The following is a 20,470-nucleotide window of genomic DNA, read 5'->3' as shown; positions in this document are numbered from 1 at the left end:
GCGGCGGCATGGAGTGAAGGTCGATGAGGATGGCGTGGCCATATTCCTCGCGCGCCGCGCGCATCAGCGATCCCAGCGCGGCATGATAGGGCCGGTGGACGGTATCGATCCGCCGCTGGACCTCCGCCCAATCGACCGGCCGCCGCCATAGCTCGTAAGCACCCGGCAGCCTGCGCGGGATAAGGCCCAGCCCGCCGCGCAGCTTGGCGCTGGTCTGAAGCGGCATGTCGCGCGGAATGCCGGTCACCATGGCGGGATCGATCTCCCGCTCATGCCGGTTGAGGTCGATCAGGGCGCGGGGCGCGCGGGCGACGATCACGGCATGCCCCTGTCCGATCAGCGGATGAGCGAGAAGATCCGCCCAGCGATCCTCGAGTCGCCGCAGCACGGCCGGTTCGACGCGGGCAGCGCCTAGCAGCGCGCCATCATAGTCGCGCCCGGCATGCGGAACGGAGATGACGACCGGTGCGACCGGCCGGTCCGGCCGGTAAAGGTCGTAGGCAGCTGTGGTTTCGGCCGGAGCCCGCGGCGCGGAATAGTTCAACTCGTCTCCTTTCACCCGCGCGGCAAAAATGGTTACCCGGCTGGATAATATCCGCGCCTTGTCGCATATATAGGCCGGAAGCGCCATCCGTGACGGATGGGTATTAGGCAGGCCGTGGGCCGCCAGAGGCGAGACTGACGCAGCGATGGTTCGAATTTTGCTGGCCGAGGATGATGACAGCATGCGCGCCTATCTGGCCCGCGCGCTGGAGCGGTCCGGCTATGAAGTCGTGGCCGTCGCGAACGGCGCGGACGCCGTGCCGCACATCAACAGCGACCGTTTCGACCTGCTGCTGACCGACATCGTCATGCCGGAAATGGACGGGATCGAACTGGCGCAGCACGCCGCATCCGTCGCGCCGGACATGCGGATCATGTTTATCACCGGCTTTGCCGCCGTCACGTTGAAGGCGGGCAAGGCCGTGCCGCAGGCCAAGGTGCTCTCCAAGCCCTTCCACCTGCGTGACCTGGTGCTGGAGATCGAGCGCATATTCGGCAGCGCGACGATGAGCGGGCTGAGCTGATCCAGCGGAGGGGTTGAAGCGGCTGCGCTCCGTGTTGTTGCGCAGGGGCAACCCGGTGCCGAGGTATGAAGCGGTTGTCTTGAGGCCTTCCCCATATGCATGCGCGTGCAGGAACAGGCCGCGCCTTGTCCCGATCGGGCAAATGCTGGCGGTGTAGACAGGTTCAATGTGCGCCGAACAGGTTGGATGGGTTGTTAGCAGGCGCCGCCAGTTCACAATTTCGTCGTCCCCGCGCAGGCGGGAATGACGAAGATAGGTGGTTAGACGACATTTGCCGAACGGGGGCCGAAGTAGATGATTGCTGCACCGACAAGACAGACTGTTGCGCCTAGAAGGTCCCAACGGTCAGGCTTCGCTCCCTCGGCGATCCACAGCCAAATCACCGCCGCAGCAATATAGACGCCGCCATAAGCGGCATAGGACCGTCCAGCTTGATCTGCATCTGGAAGGGTCAATAGATACGCGAATATACAAAGCGATGCGATCCCCGGCGCGATCCACCAGGCCGACTTTCCAAGCCTGAGCCAAGCCCAGAAGGCGAAGCAACCAGCAATTTCCGCGAGCGCGGCACCTACAAAAGCGAATGCAGTCATGATGGGACGTATTTCAGTTTAGCGGAACGTCCGCTAGCGGTCGATTCCAGACCATCCGAATTGCCCACGCACTCTAATCGGGAACGACTTCCTGCATGTCGGGCGTGGGGTCCAGCGCCAGGCCAGCCATGGCGGCGTCGAATCGCTCCCGGTCCAGCCCCTTCTCCCAGGCTGACACCACGATCGTCGCAACCGCATTGCCGATGAAGTTGGTGAGGCTGCGGCATTCGCTCATGAACCGGTCGACGCCCAGGATCAGCGTCATGCCAGCGACCGGAACCGACGGCACGATCGACAGCGTGGCGGCGAGCGTGATGAAGCCCGCTCCAGTCACCCCCGCCGCTCCCTTGCTGGACAGCATCGCCACCAGCAGCAACAGCAATTGCTGGCCAAGGCTGAGATCGACGTTGGTGGCCTGGGCGATGAACAGGGCGGCGAGCGTCATGTAGATGTTGGTGCCGTCGAGGTTGAAGCTGTAGCCCGTGGGCACGACCAGCCCGACCACGGACTTGCGGCACCCGGCGCGCTCCATCTTTTCGATGAGGCTGGGCAAAGCGGCTTCGGACGAGGATGTGCCGAGCACCAGCAGCAGCTCTGCCTTCAGATAGCGGATCAGGTGCAGGATGTTGAAACCCGCCAGGCGCGCGACCACGCCCAGCACGATCAGGACGAACAGCAGCGAGGTCAAATAGAAGGTAACGACCAGCCCCGCGAGATTGGCGAGCGTGCCAATGCCATATTTGCCGATGGTGAAAGCCATCGCTCCCAAGGCCCCGACCGGCGCGACTTTCATGAGGATGAAGACCAGCTTGAAGATAGCGTGGCTCGCCGAATCGAGCAGCTGCATCAGCGGATCGGCCTTGTCCCCGATCAATATCAGCGCGATCCCGAACAGGATGGCGACGAACAGCACTTGCAGGATGTTATGCCCGTCCGCGACCGCCGAGATCAGCGTGCCGGGAATGATGTCCAGCAGGAACGCCGTCAGCGTGCGGGCATGGGCCTGCTGCTGATATTCGGCGACCTTGCCCGCGTCGAGGCTGGCGGGATCGATATTGAGGCCCGCGCCCGGCTGGACCACATTGGCGACCAGCAGGCCGACGATCAGCGCCAGGGTGGAAAAGGTGAGGAAATAGGCGAAGGCCTTTGCCGCGACCCGGCCGATCGCGCCCAGCTCCTTCATCCCCGCTATGCCGGTGACGATGGTGAGGAAGATAACCGGCGCGATGATCATCTTGACCAGCTTGATGAAGGCGTCGCCCAGCGGTTGGAGAGCCACGCCCACGCCGGGGAAGAAATGGCCGATCAGCACGCCCAGGGTGATGGCGGCGAGCACCTGGACATAAAGCTGGCGATAGAATGGCAGGCGCGGCGTGGTTTGAATCGGCGCTGTGGTCGATGGCATCATGGCTGCGTCTACCCCCTTTGCACCGCAGCATATGGGCAGAACATCGCCTGTCCAGAAGATTAGGAAAAAGACGCAATTTCCCGCTTGCGCCACCCCGCGCCCCCCGCTATTGGCCCAACTCCCGTGGGCGTGTAGCTCAGTGGTAGAGCACTGTGTTGACATCGCAGGGGTCGCAAGTTCAATCCTTGCCACGCCCACCATGGAAAAGCCCGTTAGGTCAGTGACTTAGCGGGCTTTTTCTATGCTCTCATCGGGATGATCGTTGCGCCTCTTCCGGTGTCTTTTCGGTGAAGCGCTCCCGGAGCGAACTCTTCGATCTCATCTATGAGCCCGTTGATCGCGCGGATGCATTCAGCCAGATAGACCGGATCTTGGCCGCATAGAGGTCTGTAACGCTGTCTATGCGGAGGTTCCAGTTGTGCCTGGGGCACCTTGCACGCGGGGTTACGCATATCTGCGCGACTGAATGGCGGATAAGCTCTGGCTATTCTCGCCATCTTGGTCGGGCCAGCCCAGCCTAGCGGACAGAAAAGGGCATGCGGACCGTGACATTGGCATCAGGCGCGCTGTCGGTCGTGCCAACTTCAACCGCGACGTTCAGCATCTGCCTTTCGGTTAGCCGGTAGGACATGCCGAAGGAAAAGGCGCCGATCTGGATCGATCGCGATCGCTGCGCCACGCCATTGATCATCGTCTTTGTCGGAAAAATATAATTATGCTCATAGCCAAGGGAAAATGAAAAACGGGGATTAAGGGCGAAGCCAAAACCCAGATTCGCGTTTATCGCATTGCCTGGATCAACCCGCCCAACAGCGACGCCGCCAATCTCCCGGCCGATGTCCGCCGAAAAATTGCGTAAGTAGCTGACGCCGCCGAAAATCACTGCCGGGTCGGATGGCAGCAGGAAGCTAAGGCCCGGCTGCATCGCCCAGAAACCGGAGCCCGTCGCCAGGCCCTGCGCCACTCCATATTCGTCGTAGGCGATGTCGAACGGCCCCTTGCCGGTAGGCATCTTGACGCGAAGGCTTCCGATCCAGATCGGGTGATCGCCCGATGCTTGATTGAGCTGATAGCGCAGCGCCAGTTCAGCATCGCCGATATGCTGTTCCGACAGATGCAGGACCCTGCTGATGCTGCTTTCCCGCTGCTGCACGACTTCCACGCGATCAGACCGGAAGAGATAGGGCAGCCGCGCCTCCAGCTCGATCCGGTTCGTCAGGCCGTAGCGCAGCGTCGCGGTGGGAACGATGCTGTTGCGGACCGCTTCATTGGCCTCGATCAGTCCGATCTGAATGCCCGGCGTCAGTTCAATGCCACGAAACACCAGCCGGTTGCTTGAAGAGGTGCTATATTCGATCGACGGATCGAATGTGAGGTGCCCTGCCCGTGTCAGCACGCCGGCTTCCTCCGGCAACGCTTCAACCTTGGGCTCGGTGAAGATCAGGCTGGGCGCTTCGCCGACAGGCTGCGTTGGTGCGCTCGCCTCGGCGTGGGTCGTTGCCTTGGCGGAGGTGCCCTTCTCTTCGACAGGCCCGGCGGCCGCCATGTCCGCTCGCAAGCGCGCGATCTCACGATCCTGCAACGAGATTCGCGCATTCTGTGCCTCGATCGTCGCTCGCTGCGCGTCAAGGTCCCGGCGCATGGCCTGGAGTTGCGCTTCAATTGGACTTGCGCCGCGCGCCAGAGCAAGCGGCGGCGAAACGCCGGCTGAGAGCATCAGGCAACCTGCGGCCAGACGGGCGATCACCATGCGGTCACCGTCCATAGGCACCCACCATCTCGCCGAGGGTCTCACCAAGCTTGCTCGTCAAAAGCCCCGCCTGAAATGGCACGAAGCCGCCAAGGTCCAGCCGGGCGTCAATCTCCTGGCGCAACGCGACATTGCTGGCGCTATTAAGGATCATCGTCTGCAACGACCCGTCCACGCGCTGAAGTAGAACGGTCTGCCCATGGTTGGCGAGAAGGAGACCGCCGCCACCGAGATACTTCTCCAGCCCGGAACCAAGGCCAGCCGCCGCCAGCGTCTCATCGGTCGCGGTCGTCAGCGCCGAGGAGAACGAACGCTCGACACTCCTTTCCTGGCCGCTCCAGCTGACATTGGTTTGCAGGACCAGGCTGCCGCCGACATAGGTTCGCATCTCCACGCCCAAACGGATATCGACGCCGCCGATGACGAAACCGCCGCGCTGCGCTTCCAACTGCGCGTCCGTTAATTGAACGACCGGCACTTCAATCGGCTGCGCATTGGCGGACTCCACGCCAGCAGGCCAGCAGAACAGCAACAGCGCCAGGCCGCTGACGCACCTCATGGCGAGACCGCGTTAATGGACGAGCTGATTTGATAAAGCGGAGGCAAACGGTGGAGGAGATCGGTGATGGCCGCGGGCCGCCCCACTTCCCTGACTGGCGCGCGCAGGCGGTTCTCCCATTCGGCCGCGAGATTGTAGAGCGGGGGATGCGCAGAAGCCGGTGAGAGCACCGCCAGAAATATCCCGTTCCACATCGCGGAGAAGTCGGAGAAGGAATAGATTTTCAGCCCCAGCATCGGATCACCGACAAGCACCTCTTCGCCACGGACGCCCTTCACAACGACGAAATGCTTGTAACCTTTGATGTCCAGAATAACGATTCCGGGCTGCCCCAATCGCCGCAACTGAACCGGCGTGAGGCGAAAGCCTTCGGCGCGCAACCCGATACTCTCCAGGTAAAGCTTCATGTCCCGCATGGAAAAGCCAAGCTTGCGAATCTTGGCCTGATCCCCCTCCTCCCACATGGACAAGAAAACCGCTCGCTCAGGCGTGGGGCGTACATAATGGTAGCTGAGCAGCGTCGCTATCGCCGCCGATCCGCAGCTGAAGTCGTAGCGTTGGCGCACCACCCTGCGGAACGGCATGTCCCGCCAGCTCAGAACCGAAACGGCGGGACGTCCACCATCGCTGTCCAGCCGGACCTGCGCCTGCACGACCGGAGCCGCTATCGGCAGGCTGGACACCGCGGCAAAGAGGGACAGGCGCCTAGGGGTGAACATTGATGGTAAGGTTCACCGCCGTCTGGAGGCTGACCTGCGCTCCTGTATTGATTGCGAAATTGCCGATGCCGTTGAAGTTGGACAATGCCTCGCCGCTCAGACTAATCGCCCCGGCGCTATAGTCGCCTTTCAAGCTGTTGCCGGAAAGAACGGATGTGAGCACCTGACTGCCGGAAACGATGGTTTGCCCGCCGCGATTAATGTCCAATTCCGCTTCACTCAGCGGCTGGCCTGTAGCCGTCTTATCCGCATCTGGCCCATCCGCGGCCCGCCCAGGCTGAGGTAAAAGTACACCGCCGCCGAGCAGCGCTGCGGCGAGCAAATTATTGCGGCTGGAGAACAGACGCATGTCAGTTGCCGCGCCCCACCGTCGTGTTTCCCTGCGCCGCGATGTTCGTCCCCGCGAGCGCGTTGGAAGCGAGGCCGCTGTTCCAACCGTTGTTCAGGACACCGGCGAAGTTGGCGAAGCTTGCCCCGCTCACTACATTATCGCCCGTGCGGATCGCGGGCGTTGACTGCGTGGCCGAACCTTCGACACTCACGCCGCTATTGGTCGTAACAGTCGACAAGTCCTGTATCGCCATGATGATCATATGCGAGCTGCTGTCCTGGCTGTTGTCGATACTGTTATCAAGGACACCGTTGCTGGTCGCCGTGGCCGTCGCATTGTTGCCGATGTCCGTATTTACAGTATTCGCGGAAGAGGCCTGGTTGATGACATCCGCGTTGCTGTTGCCGGTGGCATGAGCGTCGCTTCCGGCCTGGCTGTTTGAACCCGCATTCTGGCTGATGCCTGCCTCAAGACTGATTGGAGCTTGAGCGGCGGCCACGCCGGGGATTCCGGTGAGCACCATGGTCATGGCGGAAAGGACGTTGAACCTGAAAGCCATCTTGAATCCTCACGTTGCAAGTGGCCGCAACGATGCAGCCTGTGTTGATTGAGTTTCCAAAGAGCAGTCGTTCCGAGCCAAGTAAGAAGGAACAGCGGCCCCCTATCTTAAAACGCACAAAACAGGCGCGCGCTTTTAAACGCAGAACAATTTCCAACGGGATTTATAGTGCAGTGCGTCATAAAGCTGCTATGATTCGGCTCATGCTGTCAATGTGAATCAGCGGATAACGAAGGATAGAACGTCTCAAATACAGACAGCCGGGCTATTTTGGTTTGATTGTCGATATTGCACTTGCACTAAAGCATCTCCAAGATATTCCATATACGATCATTTGTTATGTGAACGAATCAGTAACATGATGTTTCGTCGCTCACCGCCCATAGGTGATGCGCCGCTATTGCAGAAAACTCATATGGTCGCGCCATAAGGAAGAATAGCGATACCGGATGGCGTCATGCGACGCGATCGAGGGAAATGGGATTGAAACTCATAACCTCCATGGCTGAATATTCATCCGGTGAATAATTGGAGAGGATGGCTGAACACCATAGCTGATCGGATCCACGATCCGAGGGATGGTTTTAGTGTATCTGCTGAATGACATCAGGAGTGCTGCTCAGACCCGCGATCTTCTCCCGCTGCGGCGGTCGAAGAGTGAAATACGCTGGCATCTCTATGTCGAATTGCTCCTGCTTGACTGTATTTGCCTCACCGCGCTGCTGATCCTGGCGGAAGGATTGTTTCACGATGGGTGGTTCAACCGGGATGCGATCAATTTGGTGGCCATGGTCGTTCCCATCTATGTAGGCGCGGCAGTCAACAGTAACGCCTATTCCTTGCGAGCATTGACTCAACCATTGCAGGCGGCTGTGAAGGCAGCGCTGAATATCGGACTGACGATGCTGGCGGTGCAATGCGTGCTCTATTTCGCCCAGGTCAGCGAGAGCGTCACGCGGCTACCCTTTGCGATCGCGATTTTGTGCAGCGCAATAGTCCTTCCAGCCTTGCGAAAGCCGTTCAGTTTACATGCGCTCTCCCGCGCGGGCGGCAAGCTGACCAACGAACTGATCATCAGCGATGGCGTCCCGCGCGACCGGCTTCCCCGAACGGAGATACTGGATGCGGACCTGCACAAGCTCGGACCTGATCTTAGCGATCCCTATATGCTCAATCGCCTCGGCCGGTGGCTTCGCACCTTCGACCGGGTCGTCGTGGCTTGCCCGGCGGAGCGGCGTTCCGCCTGGACGATCGTGCTCCAGGGGGCAGCGGTGCAGGGTGAAATAATGCTGATGGACGACAGCAACGCGGGCGTGCTCGGCATAGGCCGCTGCTTCGACAGCGACACCCATATCGTGTCGAAGGGACCGCTCAACATGTCCGATCGACTACAGAAGCGGCTGTTCGACCTGGCCCTCACGGCCCCCGCGATATTGCTGCTCAGCCCTTTGTTCATCCTGGTTTCGATCGCGATCAAGCTGGAAAGTCCAGGGCCTGTCCTGTTCTTCCAGAACCGGGTTGGCCTTGGCAACCGGTTGTTCAAGATCGCGAAGTTTCGCAGCATGCGGGTTGAGACGTCCGATAACGACGGATCTCTTTCGGCCAGCCGCTCCGATGACCGCATCACCCGCGTTGGTCGCTTCATCCGCCGGACCAGCATCGATGAACTGCCCCAGTTATTCAACGTTCTTCTGGGCGACATGAGCATCGTCGGCCCGCGCCCGCACGCGCTGGCGTCCACCGCCGATCGCAAGCTGTTCTGGGAGGTGAGCCAGAATTATTGGCGCCGCCATGCGCTAAAGCCCGGCATGACGGGACTTGCGCAGGTGCGCGGCTTCCGCGGCGCTACCGAGAAGATCGAAGACCTTGAAAATCGATTGAGGGCGGATCTGGAATATCTTCACGACTGGTCGCTGCTGCGCGAAGTCATGATCATCCTCAAGACCTTCAAGGTCTTGGTCCACAAGAACGCCTACTGAGGGCGAAGCCTTGTGGAAAGCCTAGCTCAAACGCCTATTCCTTTTTGTCAGCGCGTCGCGCTCCCGCGATTGAAGCCAATATCGGCGCGCCGGCCCTGCATATTCTGGACGCGATTCCAGCCAATGCGCGACGGTGCCGAAGCCTCGTGCGGGTATCGGCTGGCGTTGACAAACCGGCAGGAGAAAAAAGATCGGGAGCCATCTCATAAGCGCGCCTTGCGATGGCCAGCGCATCGTCACCATCCTCGGCCCGGCGATAGGTCCATGCCTGACGCCAATCGACAACAAGCCCTTGCCCATTGTCCAGCATACAGATCAAATCATCCCCTTCCGGCATGATTGATATAATGGCGTTTGCGCCCATCTTCCTTTCCGTCATTGTGGTGTGCCGGACTGCTCGCGACCGGTGCGCACCTCTCGCTGCTGCGCGCACAATTGGACATGCTTCGATGTCCAGTCAATCCGCAGGACTTCGATTGATCCGCGCAGTTCATCGGCCCGTCCTGCAACGCAGGATGCGATGGAGCGCCGCAAATTACGCGGCCCCCTGATCATGGAATATGTCGCCCTTTACCAGCAGCTTGTCGGCTGGGTCGTCGGACTGTTCGGCAGTGACAAGATGGCGCATGTTGTCGTAGGCCTAGCCCTATGGTTCGGAAGCGCCTGGGCGCTGCGAAAGCCTTTTCACAGCCTGCCCCCTTTGGCAGTCCTTGTGGCCGCCGAAGCACTTAATGAATGGCTGGATCGGATCACCTATGGTTCCTGGCGTTGGACCGACACGAGTATGGACATCGTGGCGACCTTTGCCTGCCCCTTGCTGATATTGCTAGCGCAATCCTGCGTGACCTTCGTCCTGAGGCGCCAAGCGCTCTCGCGGCGATCAGAAGAACCGCGGCAAGGCGAACAGGGTAACGGCCGCGCCACCGAGCAGGGCGGCGATCCCAGCCGCGCGTGACACAGCCCGGATAAAGCGCTCGCCATGAGATAACGGGTCCGAAAAATGCTGCCAATCCGCAAGGGCCGATGCGCCCCCAGGCGCGGCATTCACCACCTGAAGCTCGGAGACGGACCCTTCATGGGGCGAACCGCTCGCAATCTTTACATGTTTCATGTTCAGCCCCGGAAAAAGCCTCTCTTTCTCCTATCCGGGACAGGTTTAGAATGACTTAACAGGCGCGAACGGCTTTGCTTTCGCGGCCGCATTCGCTTTTTCGGCTGTTTCATCGAAGCGATCAGCGTGATCAGGACGAAGGGCAAGAACAAAGGCAGCCACATCAAGGCTATCGCGCGATCAGTCCAGTTGATCGAGACAAGCTTCGCCGACTGACTTTGCTGCTTCCATAGGTGGCAAGCACCGGCAACCCAGATTATGGCGGTCCCGCATAAGAGGATGATCACAAGCCGTTCCTGATCCTGACATCCTGCTGCGGAACCATCTTCACCGGCGAAATGGCCTCCTCTCCAATCAATGCCGTAAAGCCGGTCATGATGTGGTAGAGGGAGGAGGCAGGTGCTGCTTCCAGCACCCATTCGCCTCCGGCCGTCATCCGGTCATGCCAGAGGCCGGGCGTACGCACATTCAGGAAAGCGCGAATACACTCGAAGCTTTCGATCGCGTCGTCCTCGCACTGACGAACGATTGCGGTGCGCAGCCGTTCAGTCTGCGCCCAGAGGCGCGACGATGCATCGATCGATCTTCCGCTTGGGTCTACTGAAAAAAGCACACGACCATCGCAAACGCCCCAGCGCCTGCCGAATTGATACAAGCTGGCGCTGACGAGCTGGGTATCGAAACCCAGCAGCCGTTCGGCTTCACTCAAGAGAAACGCCCATTCAAACTGATGCCCTGGCTCGCGGATGCAGCCGCTGTCATCGCACTGGGGCCGCCACTCGGCATCGAAATACTCGCCTACTGAGCCTGTCGATCCGTCTATCATCCGGTCGAGCGCCAGCGCAGTCAGCCCGCCTGCGATCCGTTCCATTATCGAACCGGGCGACAGCTCCGTCCAGGCGATCATCGCCTCCAGCATGTGCATATGCGGGTTGGAACGGAGCCCGGTCCGCCCATCTATTTCGATAAAGCCGCCTTTGGGATGGGCATAGTGCTGGATCAACAGCGACAGCAAACGGATTGCCTGTTCCTCATGCCCCGGCTCGTCAGGAAATGCGCGCTGCGCGGCTGCCAGCGCGAACAGGACGAAGGCCTGATCGTAAAGGTCGGCTGTATCCTCGACCACGGTCCCGTCGCGCGCGACTGCGGCTCGATACAAGCCGTCCGGGCGACGATAGGCGTCCAGAAATGCCAGGCCAGCGCGCATTGCGCCGCGCCAGTCACCATTCCAGCCCATCGCTCCAGCTTGGCCGAAGACATATATCTGCCGCGCCTGCACGCGCAGCCGCTTAGGCAGATCAACCGGATGGCCATCCATGTCGAGCCGGTCATGGAACCCGCCAGCCTCGCGATCATGACCAGCCTCGCACCATAGGGGCAGAGCGTGGTCGAATAACCAGTCCTCGGCCCATTGCGCAGCGCACTTCAGCCTTTCATTCGTTGCTTTCATGACGGGCGCACCCCACTGAATTGAGCCGTAGCAATGGCTGGCGCCGCGATCGGTTCGCGTCGCACGGGGACCGCCGCATGCCTCATGCCTCCATCCACAGGCATGCCGGTGAGGACCGAGAAATCCTCAAGGAAAAGCTGGGCGACCCGCTCAGGCACATATTCCTGGCTCTTGGCTTTGGAAGCTTCGGCGAAGCGCCGCCGGAGGGCTTCGTCCAGCATGAGCTTTTCGAGCGCCTGCGCCAGGGGTTCTCCGGTCGGGTCACGATGATCGAAGCTTAGGCCATGCACGCCCGGCGTTATCGCATCCTCGAAGCAACCGAGGTCCGACACGATGGGTGCACAGCCACATGCCATCGCCTCCAGCGGCGCGACAGGAAAGGCTTCGCCCAGTTCGGCTACGGACGGGTAAACAAAAAGCGCCGAGCGCCGGAAATGATCGGCCAGTTTCTGCTGATCGAACACCGGTCCCGTAAAGTCGATGGGCGCCCCCGAATCCTGCGCCTGCTGTTTCAATTCTGCCATGAATGCTTCCCCGTCTCCACCCTGACTTTCCAGATGTGGTCCAACGACGACCAGCCGCCAATCAGGATACCGGCGCGACAGCAGAGCGAAGGCGCGGATCAGCAAATGAATGCCCTTCTCTCGCGCAACCCGGCCGACAAACACGATTTGCTTTTCCTTCTCCAGCGACAAAGGCGCTTCCGCCTCCCGCGCGAAGACGCTGGTCAGCGCATTGGGGATGGCTTTCACCAGATGAGCGACCGAAGGCGTCTGCTCAATCACCGCCCTCGCGATGTGGCTGGAGCAGCATTGCAGCCGATCGACGCGACTATAGAGCGCCATCTGCCCCTTTGGGTAACGCGCAACATCAACATAGATCTTGCCTGCCTTATGACGCGGAATGATGACTGGCGCCGACACGCTATTGGTAATGGTGACGTCCGCTTGGGGCATCGCTTTGCGAATTCGCCATGCATAGAGAATGTCGGCCAGCCGGAAGATGATCTTGTTCCTGGGCATGTCGCGCGAACGGACACGTAGATGACGGACGCCGTTGATGACTTCCTCACGGGGAAATTCGCCATATGCCCGTGAGATCATGGTCACATCATGACCCCGCCGCGCGAATTCTTCACAAAGGGCATAGAAGATTTTTTCACAAGCTCCACCCATTATGGGCGGCAGTGGCAGGAAAGGTCCAACGATGCAGTTTATGCGCATGACGCTAATTCTTTCTCAGGGGGATCATGACGGCGCTGGAAGCATCGCAACATTGCCGCGGCGCACGAGGCCGAACGATCGCCGCCGGGTTCCCCCGGTAAATGGTCCAGGGCTTAAGCGCGGTGAAAGCGCAGGCGCGAGCGCCGAGTACCGCTCCGTCGCCTACCTGAACGCCCGGACCTACAAAGGCTTCCGCGGCGATCCACACGTCCGCGCCGATGGTGATCGGCCGGGCGATCAACTGAAAGTCCGGGTCTGCGACATCATGCGATCCCGCGCACAGATGGGCGCGCTGCGATATGATGGTTCGCCGCCCAATACTGACCATGGCCATGCTGTAGCAGTTGACACCCGGCCCCAGCGTCGCGTGAGCGCCCAGGCGCAGATGCCGGGGATACCAGACGAGCGCACTGGCCGCGATCGCCGCCCCCTTCTCCACCTGAGCACCGAAGGCTTTCAGCAACAGGATGCGCCACGGGCTGAACATCGGCGGCGTCCAGCGCGCGAGTAGCGTCCAGCAGATTTGCCAGGCAAGACGCTCCAGCCGGTTCGCCAGCGAAAAGCTCGCCCCCCCCGTCAGCGGCGTCGTGTCACGCGCGCTCAATATCTTGGAACGATCGGGCGCGTCGAGCGGTGCCGGGCATTCGCGCAAGATTTCAGCCATGGCCCAGATTCCTTTGCCCTTGGAGGCCCGCCAACGGCGCGAGCGCCAGGCGGATGCCGAGTGTCAAAATGGTGTAGACAAAGATCGCCTGAATATAGGCCCGGCTCGCACTCTCAACGAGGCTGCGGAAGGATTCGTAGACCAGTCCCCGCGCGACGATTTCATATAGCAACACAAAGGAAATCGCCGATATCAGCAACCGGCCATCATGCATCAGCGAATAGCTGTCGAACTCGATAAACATCAGAATGCAGATCACGAACACAACCAGCGGCCAGAAGACGCTCAAGACGTCGATCGTGTTTGTGATTGATGATCCGGTGCGATAGCCGCCCAGATCTTCGTTGAACGCCAGGTTTGCATAAACGTCACCCGTGGAAAAACCACGATTGGCCTTGTCCACCGACAGTCCCAATGCATTAATGATGGGTGTTGGCAAAATGCTGATAATACCTTCGTAGGCATCGCGTCTGATCTGCGACTGTTGAAAGTCGGATAGGCGCAGGGAAGCCGCCATGGTCAGGTCGGTATATTTGGTATAGGTCAGCCGCTGGAAAAACTCGCTTTCCAGATAGATTTCCGAAATTCCGCTAAAGCCCGATTCCATCGTCATGCTGGCTTCATCGCGCCGCATCGCCTCCAGCCGCGCCTTGTCGCCAAAGGCCCGCACCGTTTCCATCGCGATTTCCGCCGGGGTTGCCTGACCGCGCAGCAGGCGCCCGGCCTGCATCGCAGTCGCCAGATCCTGCGCCACGCCCGCGATCGGCAGCGCGACCAGCACGCCAACCGCGATCATGACCTTCGCCCGGCGGGAAAAGCGCACACGGCCCATCGCCGCCATCATCAGGATCGATAGCAGCACGGTGAAGATGCAGACCGCGAATATGACTCGTGCGTTGAAGAACAGGGCAGTCACCAGCACCAGCGTGAAATAGCCGCTCAGCATAGGGATGGTCCCCGGCGGATCTACGATGTCACGATCGAAGAAATAGCGGCGAAGCGGTATGAAGAAAGGCGCGACAATGAAAGGGACCAGCGCCTGAAGGAACTTGCCTCCGACATTTCCGAATTCAACCGCATCGCCGAACATGATGCGCGAAACCCATGTGGCGCCGATGCCGAGTAGCCCCAACGCCCACAGCTCGACCGGCCGAGGAATGCGAAAGATCCAGATCGGCTTCAGCACCCGCCGGGCGAGCCACCGCGATGGCGCCTGCAAAGCCGGAGCATTCGTGTAAACGATGTGAGCGGCCAGTACCACAGCCTGAAAGGCTACCGTTGCTTCAAAGACTTCGCGCGGAACCAGCAAATTGTAGATTAATGGCCGCCAGCTCATCGTCTGCGCCAGGAGCGGCAACGCATAGGTGGTGACCGCAAAACCCATCACCGCCATGCTGGAAATCGGGAACCGGCTGACCGTCTTGCGCCTGAGGCAATGGATGGTCGTCGCCACCCCGGCGACAGCGCATAAAATCGAACAATAGATGTTCACGACCGACGGCTCTATGATGATCTGCGCCAGCACCAGCATCGCAGCGCCGGTCGAGCAGATCAGCAGCATGCGCAGGCCGGGCCGCGATACGTCGATGAACCTCATCGCGATACCCCTTCATCGAAGGACGTGGTGCGGGGTGCGGGGCGGATCATGCGCCGTCCCTCCGCTTAGCTGACTGCTGCGTCGGTGATTGTGTCCGCTGTCTTGGGAAGATCGCGCATGCAAAGGGCCGAAAGCTCCGCCTGGACCGCACTCATGATGGCGGCCTTGGACCAGCGCTCACGCGCCCGCTGCCGCGCCACCTCGCCTAGGCCAGAACGCATGGCGGGCGAGTCCATTACCGCCTCGACCGCAGCAGAAAAGGCGTCTGCGTCGCCCGGCGGAATCGCCAAGCCGCACCCTTCTATCTCCCAGGCCAGGCCGGTTTCGGCTCTGGCGGTAGCGATCACCGGCCGACCCGAGGCGAGCATGTTGGTGAGCTTTGACGGCAATACCAGATCGGCGGCACCCTCGATCTGCGGCAGCAGGTGCACCGAAGCGAGTGACAGCAGCGATCCTAGCTGCTCGCGCGGCTGCAATCCCTTCAGCAGCACGTTAGGCAGGTCGCGGGTCGCCTCGGCGAGATGGATCATCTCCGGCCCGTCTCCGCAAATCACGAAGCGAATGTCGTCGCGCCGCTTCAGCTTGCGGGCCGCGTCAACGACAATGCCGATGCCCTGCTTGCGGCTGACATTGCCGGAATATAGCGCGACCTGCTTGCCGTCGAGCGCCCACTCGGCACGATAGGCCCGGTCGTCGGAATTGCTTTCGACCAAGCTCATGTCCGCCCAGTTGCGCACCTCCAACACTTGCGCTGAGGAAGGAAGCAGCCTTGCAAGTTTAGCGCACATCTGCGGCGAAATGCTGCTGTAGCGATCAAAGCCGCGAAAGGCCCAGCATTGAAATGCGAGCGCGAGCCGGGCAGCGCGGCCTTCCTGCGCGACAAGGCCCGTCGCAAAGGCGGCCTCCACCTCGAAATCCTGCACATGAACCCAGGTTCGCGCACCTGAAAGCCGCCCCGCCATGCGCGCAAGCGGTGCCGACATCAGGGAGGGCGCGATTGCGATCACCACATCAGGCCGCTGGAACAATATGTTCAGCATCACCGGGATCAGCGCGCTGAACACGAAGCTCAGATGATGGATGATGCGCCGGAAACCCGTTGGATTTTCTGGAACATAAATCGGGCAACGGGTTACAGAGACGCCCTCCTCCACCGCATGGCGATAGAGAAAGCGGCTATACCCCTGCGCCACCCGCCAATGGGGATAATAAGGCGCAGCAGATACGACGGAGACCTGCGTTCCCGCCTGCGCCAGAAATGTCGCCATGTCGCGTGTGTAGGGACCTATACCAATAGGTTCCGGCGCGTAATTGAGCCCGATGATTAGCACTTTCATGGGAAACCCCAATATTGAACGACGCTAATCCTCTCCCGAACTATCTATCATTCACGCCAAAGCGTGCGTTCTGTTCAATTGGAGCGACCCATTTTCATGTTCTCAGTTCTGCCGCGGCCATATGCATCGTCATGGATCGAGCGCACACAGCAACATATTGTTGCTTTGCACTCAAAATGTCGATGATTAACAACCGCGCCGCGACATAGCGCGCTTTTGTTATCCTATTGTTTAAAACGCTGTAACGTCATGGTCTCTATTTATATTGCGACCGTCCAGCTGCCCTGTTTGGCATTTTCGCTAGAGCTTGTTGACTCCTGAACCTTCTTTGATTCGCAAGCACAAGTCAACGTCTATTTTAACACTGGATAAAGTCTTCTTCTCCTCACGAATCGGTACGTTATCCCGAACAAATTTCAGGCAAAATTCTTGAGAAGCAGGGGAAGAATCCGGATGCCTAGTAACCGTGTCTTGGTTATGTGCAACCGAACGATGTTGATCTATCACTTTGGAAACATAGATAAATATATCTAAAGTTAGCCTTTCGATCGTTCAGCTTGCCTCATTTTGGTTAACAGCCCTTTACCACTCCCAGGAAAGAGTGTTATCGCTGCGTTGCAGCATAGGTGACTGCGCAATCGCAAAAATAAGCAGCAATTCAGCATGGAAGGTAACGTCGAGTGCGTATTCTTCATGTTATCGCATCTGCTGATTCAAGGGACGGTGGACCGATTGAGCATGCGGTGCGCACTGGCCATGCGTTTGCGCTGCGCGGCCACAGCCAGGATTTCCTGACCTTCGATCACGCGTCCATGAGCAGCGCGACCGACCTGAACGCCCATGTTTTCACCTTCGCGCGCCGACCGCGATCCGGCTGGCTCGGGAAGTTTGCCAGCGTTATATTGGATCTCCCGCTTGCGCTTGGCTGGATGCGCCGGCGTCTGGCTGATTATGACGTGGTGGTGGTTTCCGGCCTATGGAATGTCGCGACACTCGCCGCGCGCCTCGGCCTGCCTCGCGGAAGGACGCCTTACATCGTTTTCATCCATGGCATGCTCGATCCCTATTTCAAGCGTGCCAATCCGCTGAAATCATTTATGAAACAGTTGCTGTGGCTGGTAAATGAGCGCGTGCTCGTCCGCCACGCGGACCGGGTACTTTTTACCTGTGAGGAGGAACGCCGACTCGCGAGGCGCAGCTACTGGCCTTATTCCGCACGCGAGCAGGTTGTCGCGTTTGGAACGGCCGATGTCCCTATTCCAAGCCAGACGCAGCTTGCTGCTTTCGCTGATCATGTCCCCGGTCTTGGCGATCGCCCCTTCCTGCTGTTCCTCAGCCGCATTCATGAGAAGAAGGGCGTCGATCTGCTTATCCGCGGCTACGCCGCATGGCTGCGACTCAATCCTGGAACCAGCTTCGACCTTGTCATCGCCGGCCCCGACAACAACGGCCTGCGCGATCGCTTGAAGGAGTTGGCCCGGCAGGAGGGTGTCGATAGTCGCATCCATTGGCCTGGCATGCTCAAGGGTCACGCCAAATGGGGGGCGTTCCGGCGCTGTGATGCATTCATCCTGCCTTCTCATCAGGAAAATTTCGGCATTGTCATCGCAGAAGCCTTGGCCTGCGCGCGCCCTGTCCTCATCAGCGATAAAGTCAATATCTGGCGCGAAGTTGCGGATGACGGCGCGGGGCTTGTTGAAACAGACTCGGTAGAGGGAGTCACCACCCTGTTGCAGAGGTGGACGTCGCTTAGCGACGACCAGCGCAGGCTGATGGAAGATGCAGCGCGAGCGACGTTTTCGCGCCGCTACGATTTGAACAGTGCAGTGAAAGATCTTGAGCACATCATGCTCGAGACGATTCAGGAGAGAGGCAAGGTTACCGATAAAATCAAAATGGAAGTGGTCGCACAATAACATCCAAACGGATGAAAATAGATTAGCCTTCCTTATGTGATTTTGGGGTTACGACATGGCTAAAAGGACCGCTCTCATATCAGGCATAACGGGTCAGGACGGCGCGTATCTTGCACGCTTCCTGCTCGAAAAAGGGTATCATGTCCACGGCATCAAGCGCCGATCATCGTCATTCAATACCGGACGTATTGAGGACATCTATCAGGACCCGCACGAACCAGACAGAAACTTCTTCCTCCACTATGGAGACCTGACAGACGGGTCGAACCTCATACGCCTGGTCGAACATTGCCAGCCGGACGAAATCTACAATCTTGCCGCCCAAAGCCATGTTCAGGTGAGTTTTGACACTCCCGAATATACGGGCAATGCCGATGGCCTGGGGACGTTGCGCTTCCTTGAGGCGATCCGTATCCTCAAGATGGAGAAGGCCACTCGCTTCTATCAGGCTTCCACATCAGAGCTTTACGGCCTTGTTCAGGAAGTGCCGCAGCGCGAGACGACGCCCTTCTATCCTCGCTCGCCCTATGCGGTGGCAAAGCTCTATGCCTATTGGATCATCGTCAACTATCGCGAAGCCTATGGCATGCATGCGTCAAATGGCATATTGTTCAACCATGAAAGCCCGCTGCGCGGCGAGACCTTCGTCACCCGCAAGATAACCCGGGCTGCGGCGGCGATCTCGCTGGGGCGTCAGTCAAAGCTCTATCTCGGTAATCTCGACGCAAAACGCGACTGGGGCCATGCGCGCGAATATGTGCGCGGCATGTGGTTGATCCTTCAGCAAGACGAACCTGACGATTATGTGCTCGCCACTGGCGAGACGACGACGGTGCGCGACTTCGTGTCGATGGCCTTCTCCGAGGTAGGCGTCGATATCCGGTGGACCGGCAAGGGCGTGGACGAAAAGGGTCTTTGCGCGCGCACCGGCACATGCCTGGTCGAAATCGATCCGCGCTACTTCCGTCCGACGGAGGTCGATCTGCTGATCGGCGATCCGACCAAGGCGCAGACGAAGCTTGGCTGGCATCATGAAACGTCGGTGCGCGAGCTGGTGGCGGACATGATGCGCGAGGATCTGAAGGTCATGCGCTACGAAAAGATCCAAAAGGACGCGTGATGAGCTTCACACTGCACAACAAACGAGTCTGGGTCGCGGGCCATCGCGGCATGGTCGGGCGCGCGATCGTGCGCCGTCTGGCAAGCGAGGACTGCGAGATACTGACCATCGGCCGCGATGAACTGGATCTCAAGGATCAGGCGGCCACCCGCTCCTGGATAGAGGATCGCAAGCCCGACGCGGTCATTGTGGCCGCTGCAAAAGTGGGTGGAATCCTGGCCAACTCTCGCTTCCCGGCCGACTTCCTCTATGACAATCTGGTCATCGAAACCAACGTCATAGAGGGCAGCTTTCGCGCGGGCGTATCGAAGCTGCTGTTTCTCGGATCGTCCTGCATCTTTCCCAAATTCGCCCCCCAGCCGATTGTGGAGGAAGCGCTGCTGACAGGCGCGCTCGAACCCACGAACCAGTGGTACGCGATCGCCAAGATCGCCGGGATCAAACTGTGCCAAGCCTTTCGCCAGCAGCATGGCGCGGATTTCATCTCCGGCATGCCAACCAACCTTTATGGGCCCTGGGACAATTTCGACATCGAATCCAGCCATGTGCTGCCCGCACTGATCCGTAAGTTTGACGATGCGAAGCGGTCAGGTGCGGACAGCGTCACCCTATGGGGTACAGGCACGCCGCGGCGGGAATTTTTGCATGTCGATGATTGCGCCGAAGCCTGCCTGTTTCTGCTGAAATCCTATTCGGGCGATCAGTTCGTCAATATCGGTTCGGGCTCGGACGTCACAATCAGCGAACTGGCTTCCTTGATCCGTGACGTGACGGGATTTACCGGCTCTGTCGAGTATGACGCCTCCCGCCCCGATGGCACGCCACGCAAGCTCATGTCGTCGGCTCGCATCAACAGCATGGGATGGACGCCACGGATCAGCCTGCGCGAGGGTATTGAGCAGACCTATCGATGGTATCTGGAAAACGTAAACGCACTGGCGGCCTAACAAGACCAGTATAGGAAACATGGTCGAATCTGGATGAGAGAATTATCGATGATCTCACGTCTCTCCAACATAGTCGAACGTGGTATCTGGGGCGTTCATATCGGTCGATATGACTTTGCCATAAGCACATCATGGGTTCG

20 protein-coding genes and 1 tRNA gene are annotated in these 20,470 nt (G+C 59.4%); 7 read left to right on the top strand and 14 right to left on the bottom strand.

Annotation, left to right across the window (positions count from 1 at the left end; translation table 11 throughout):
- Positions 1-544 (bottom strand): N-formylglutamate amidohydrolase (locus L288_RS35530; protein ID WP_021238923.1); only part of this gene is annotated, 544 nt, incomplete at its 3' end.
- Between the two features lie 145 nt (positions 545-689).
- Here L288_RS35530 and cpdR point away from each other — a divergent pair.
- Entirely contained in the window at positions 690-1,067 is a 378-nt protein-coding gene (gene cpdR, locus L288_RS35525) for a cell cycle two-component system response regulator CpdR (protein WP_021238922.1), read from the top strand.
- A 260-nt stretch (positions 1,068-1,327) separates the two neighbouring features.
- Here cpdR and L288_RS42540 read toward each other — a convergent pair whose 3' ends face one another.
- Together L288_RS42540 and L288_RS35520 are read right to left on the bottom strand one after the other, a co-directional pair.
- Positions 1,328-1,660 (bottom strand): YnfA family protein, encoded by a 333-nt coding sequence (locus L288_RS42540; protein WP_084465875.1) that lies wholly within the window; start codon positions 1,658-1,660, stop codon positions 1,328-1,330.
- A 73-nt stretch (positions 1,661-1,733) separates the two neighbouring features.
- Positions 1,734-3,068 (bottom strand): dicarboxylate/amino acid:cation symporter, encoded by a 1,335-nt coding sequence (locus L288_RS35520; protein WP_021238921.1) that lies wholly within the window; start codon positions 3,066-3,068, stop codon positions 1,734-1,736.
- A 125-nt stretch (positions 3,069-3,193) separates the two neighbouring features.
- On the opposite strand from L288_RS35520, the gene L288_RS35515 reads away from it, so the two are divergent.
- Positions 3,194-3,268: transfer RNA gene (locus L288_RS35515), tRNA-Val, on the top strand.
- 317 nt (positions 3,269-3,585) lie between these two features.
- Here the strand turns inward: L288_RS35515 and L288_RS35510 are convergent.
- From L288_RS35510 to L288_RS35490, 5 genes are read right to left on the bottom strand one after another with little or no spacing between them, the layout of a single operon-like run.
- A complete protein-coding gene (locus L288_RS35510; protein ID WP_021238919.1) occupies positions 3,586-4,833 on the bottom strand; it encodes a transporter in 1,248 nt (415 codons plus the stop codon).
- Positions 4,823-5,377, bottom strand: coding sequence for a hypothetical protein (locus L288_RS35505; RefSeq protein WP_021238918.1), 555 nt, complete (start codon positions 5,375-5,377; stop codon positions 4,823-4,825). The genes L288_RS35510 and L288_RS35505 overlap by 11 nt, the downstream gene beginning before the upstream one ends.
- Complete coding sequence (locus L288_RS35500) at positions 5,374-6,096, bottom strand: C39 family peptidase (protein ID WP_021238917.1); 723 nt, start codon at positions 6,094-6,096, stop codon at positions 5,374-5,376. Before L288_RS35500 ends, L288_RS35505 begins: the two co-directional genes overlap by 4 nt.
- Entirely contained in the window at positions 6,083-6,445 is a 363-nt protein-coding gene (locus L288_RS35495) for a hypothetical protein (protein WP_021238916.1), read from the bottom strand. Before L288_RS35495 ends, L288_RS35500 begins: the two co-directional genes overlap by 14 nt.
- 1 nt (position 6,446) lies before the next feature.
- Positions 6,447-6,986, bottom strand: coding sequence for a hypothetical protein (locus tag L288_RS35490; RefSeq protein ID WP_021238915.1), 540 nt, complete (start codon positions 6,984-6,986; stop codon positions 6,447-6,449).
- Positions 6,987-7,573: 587 nt separating this feature from the next.
- Between L288_RS35490 and L288_RS43930 the strand changes: the two genes are divergently transcribed.
- Positions 7,574-8,965 carry a sugar transferase gene (locus L288_RS43930; RefSeq protein ID WP_021238914.1) on the top strand — a complete coding sequence of 464 codons (1,392 nt, stop codon included), beginning with the start codon at positions 7,574-7,576 and terminating at the stop codon, positions 8,963-8,965.
- Positions 8,966-8,999: 34 nt separating this feature from the next.
- Here the strand turns inward: L288_RS43930 and L288_RS35480 are convergent, their stop codons facing one another.
- The gene (locus tag L288_RS35480; protein WP_021238913.1) at positions 9,000-9,329 is read right to left on the bottom strand and encodes a hypothetical protein; all 330 of its coding nucleotides are present in this window, start codon (positions 9,327-9,329) and stop codon (positions 9,000-9,002) included.
- Between the two features lie 156 nt (positions 9,330-9,485).
- On the opposite strand from L288_RS35480, the gene L288_RS42020 reads away from it, so the two are divergent.
- Positions 9,486-9,920, top strand: a complete 435-nt coding sequence (locus tag L288_RS42020) for a hypothetical protein (protein ID WP_021238912.1) — start codon at positions 9,486-9,488, stop codon at positions 9,918-9,920.
- Between the two features lie 439 nt (positions 9,921-10,359).
- On the opposite strand, the gene L288_RS35470 is transcribed toward L288_RS42020, so the two are convergent.
- The 5 genes from L288_RS35470 to L288_RS35450 all read right to left on the bottom strand — a co-directional run bounded on the left by L288_RS35470 (position 10,360) and on the right by L288_RS35450 (position 16,347).
- Positions 10,360-11,526 carry an AGE family epimerase/isomerase gene (locus tag L288_RS35470; RefSeq protein WP_021238910.1) on the bottom strand — a complete coding sequence of 389 codons (1,167 nt, stop codon included), beginning with the start codon at positions 11,524-11,526 and terminating at the stop codon, positions 10,360-10,362.
- The gene (locus tag L288_RS35465; protein ID WP_161625667.1) at positions 11,523-12,701 is read right to left on the bottom strand and encodes a glycosyltransferase family 4 protein; all 1,179 of its coding nucleotides are present in this window, start codon (positions 12,699-12,701) and stop codon (positions 11,523-11,525) included. Before L288_RS35465 ends, L288_RS35470 begins: the two co-directional genes overlap by 4 nt.
- 52 nt (positions 12,702-12,753) lie before the next feature.
- Positions 12,754-13,413 carry an LbetaH domain-containing protein gene (locus L288_RS35460; RefSeq protein WP_021238908.1) on the bottom strand — a complete coding sequence of 220 codons (660 nt, stop codon included), beginning with the start codon at positions 13,411-13,413 and terminating at the stop codon, positions 12,754-12,756.
- Positions 13,406-14,806 carry a hypothetical protein gene (locus tag L288_RS35455; protein WP_161625666.1) on the bottom strand — a complete coding sequence of 467 codons (1,401 nt, stop codon included), beginning with the start codon at positions 14,804-14,806 and terminating at the stop codon, positions 13,406-13,408. Before L288_RS35455 ends, L288_RS35460 begins: the two co-directional genes overlap by 8 nt.
- 269 nt (positions 14,807-15,075) lie before the next feature.
- Positions 15,076-16,347, bottom strand: a complete 1,272-nt coding sequence (locus L288_RS35450; protein WP_041208436.1) for a WcaI family glycosyltransferase — start codon at positions 16,345-16,347, stop codon at positions 15,076-15,078.
- Positions 16,348-17,027: 680 nt separating this feature from the next.
- On the opposite strand from L288_RS35450, the gene L288_RS35445 reads away from it, so the two are divergent.
- From L288_RS35445 to fcl, 3 genes are read left to right on the top strand one after another with little or no spacing between them, the layout of a single operon-like run.
- On the top strand, positions 17,028-18,263 hold the full coding sequence (locus L288_RS35445; RefSeq protein WP_031304580.1) for a glycosyltransferase: 1,236 nt from the start codon (positions 17,028-17,030) through the stop codon (positions 18,261-18,263).
- A 55-nt stretch (positions 18,264-18,318) separates the two neighbouring features.
- Complete coding sequence (gene gmd / locus L288_RS35440; protein ID WP_021238904.1) at positions 18,319-19,383, top strand: GDP-mannose 4,6-dehydratase; 1,065 nt, start codon at positions 18,319-18,321, stop codon at positions 19,381-19,383.
- The gene (gene fcl / locus L288_RS35435; RefSeq protein ID WP_021238903.1) at positions 19,383-20,330 is read left to right on the top strand and encodes a GDP-L-fucose synthase; all 948 of its coding nucleotides are present in this window, start codon (positions 19,383-19,385) and stop codon (positions 20,328-20,330) included. The genes gmd and fcl overlap by 1 nt, the downstream gene beginning before the upstream one ends.
- The last annotated feature ends 140 nt before the right edge of the window (positions 20,331-20,470 follow it).

This window comes from Sphingobium quisquiliarum P25, assembly GCF_000445065.1.
Classification (GTDB): domain Bacteria; phylum Pseudomonadota; class Alphaproteobacteria; order Sphingomonadales; family Sphingomonadaceae; genus Sphingobium; species Sphingobium quisquiliarum.
This window is presented reverse-complemented; position numbering and strand designations above follow the sequence as displayed.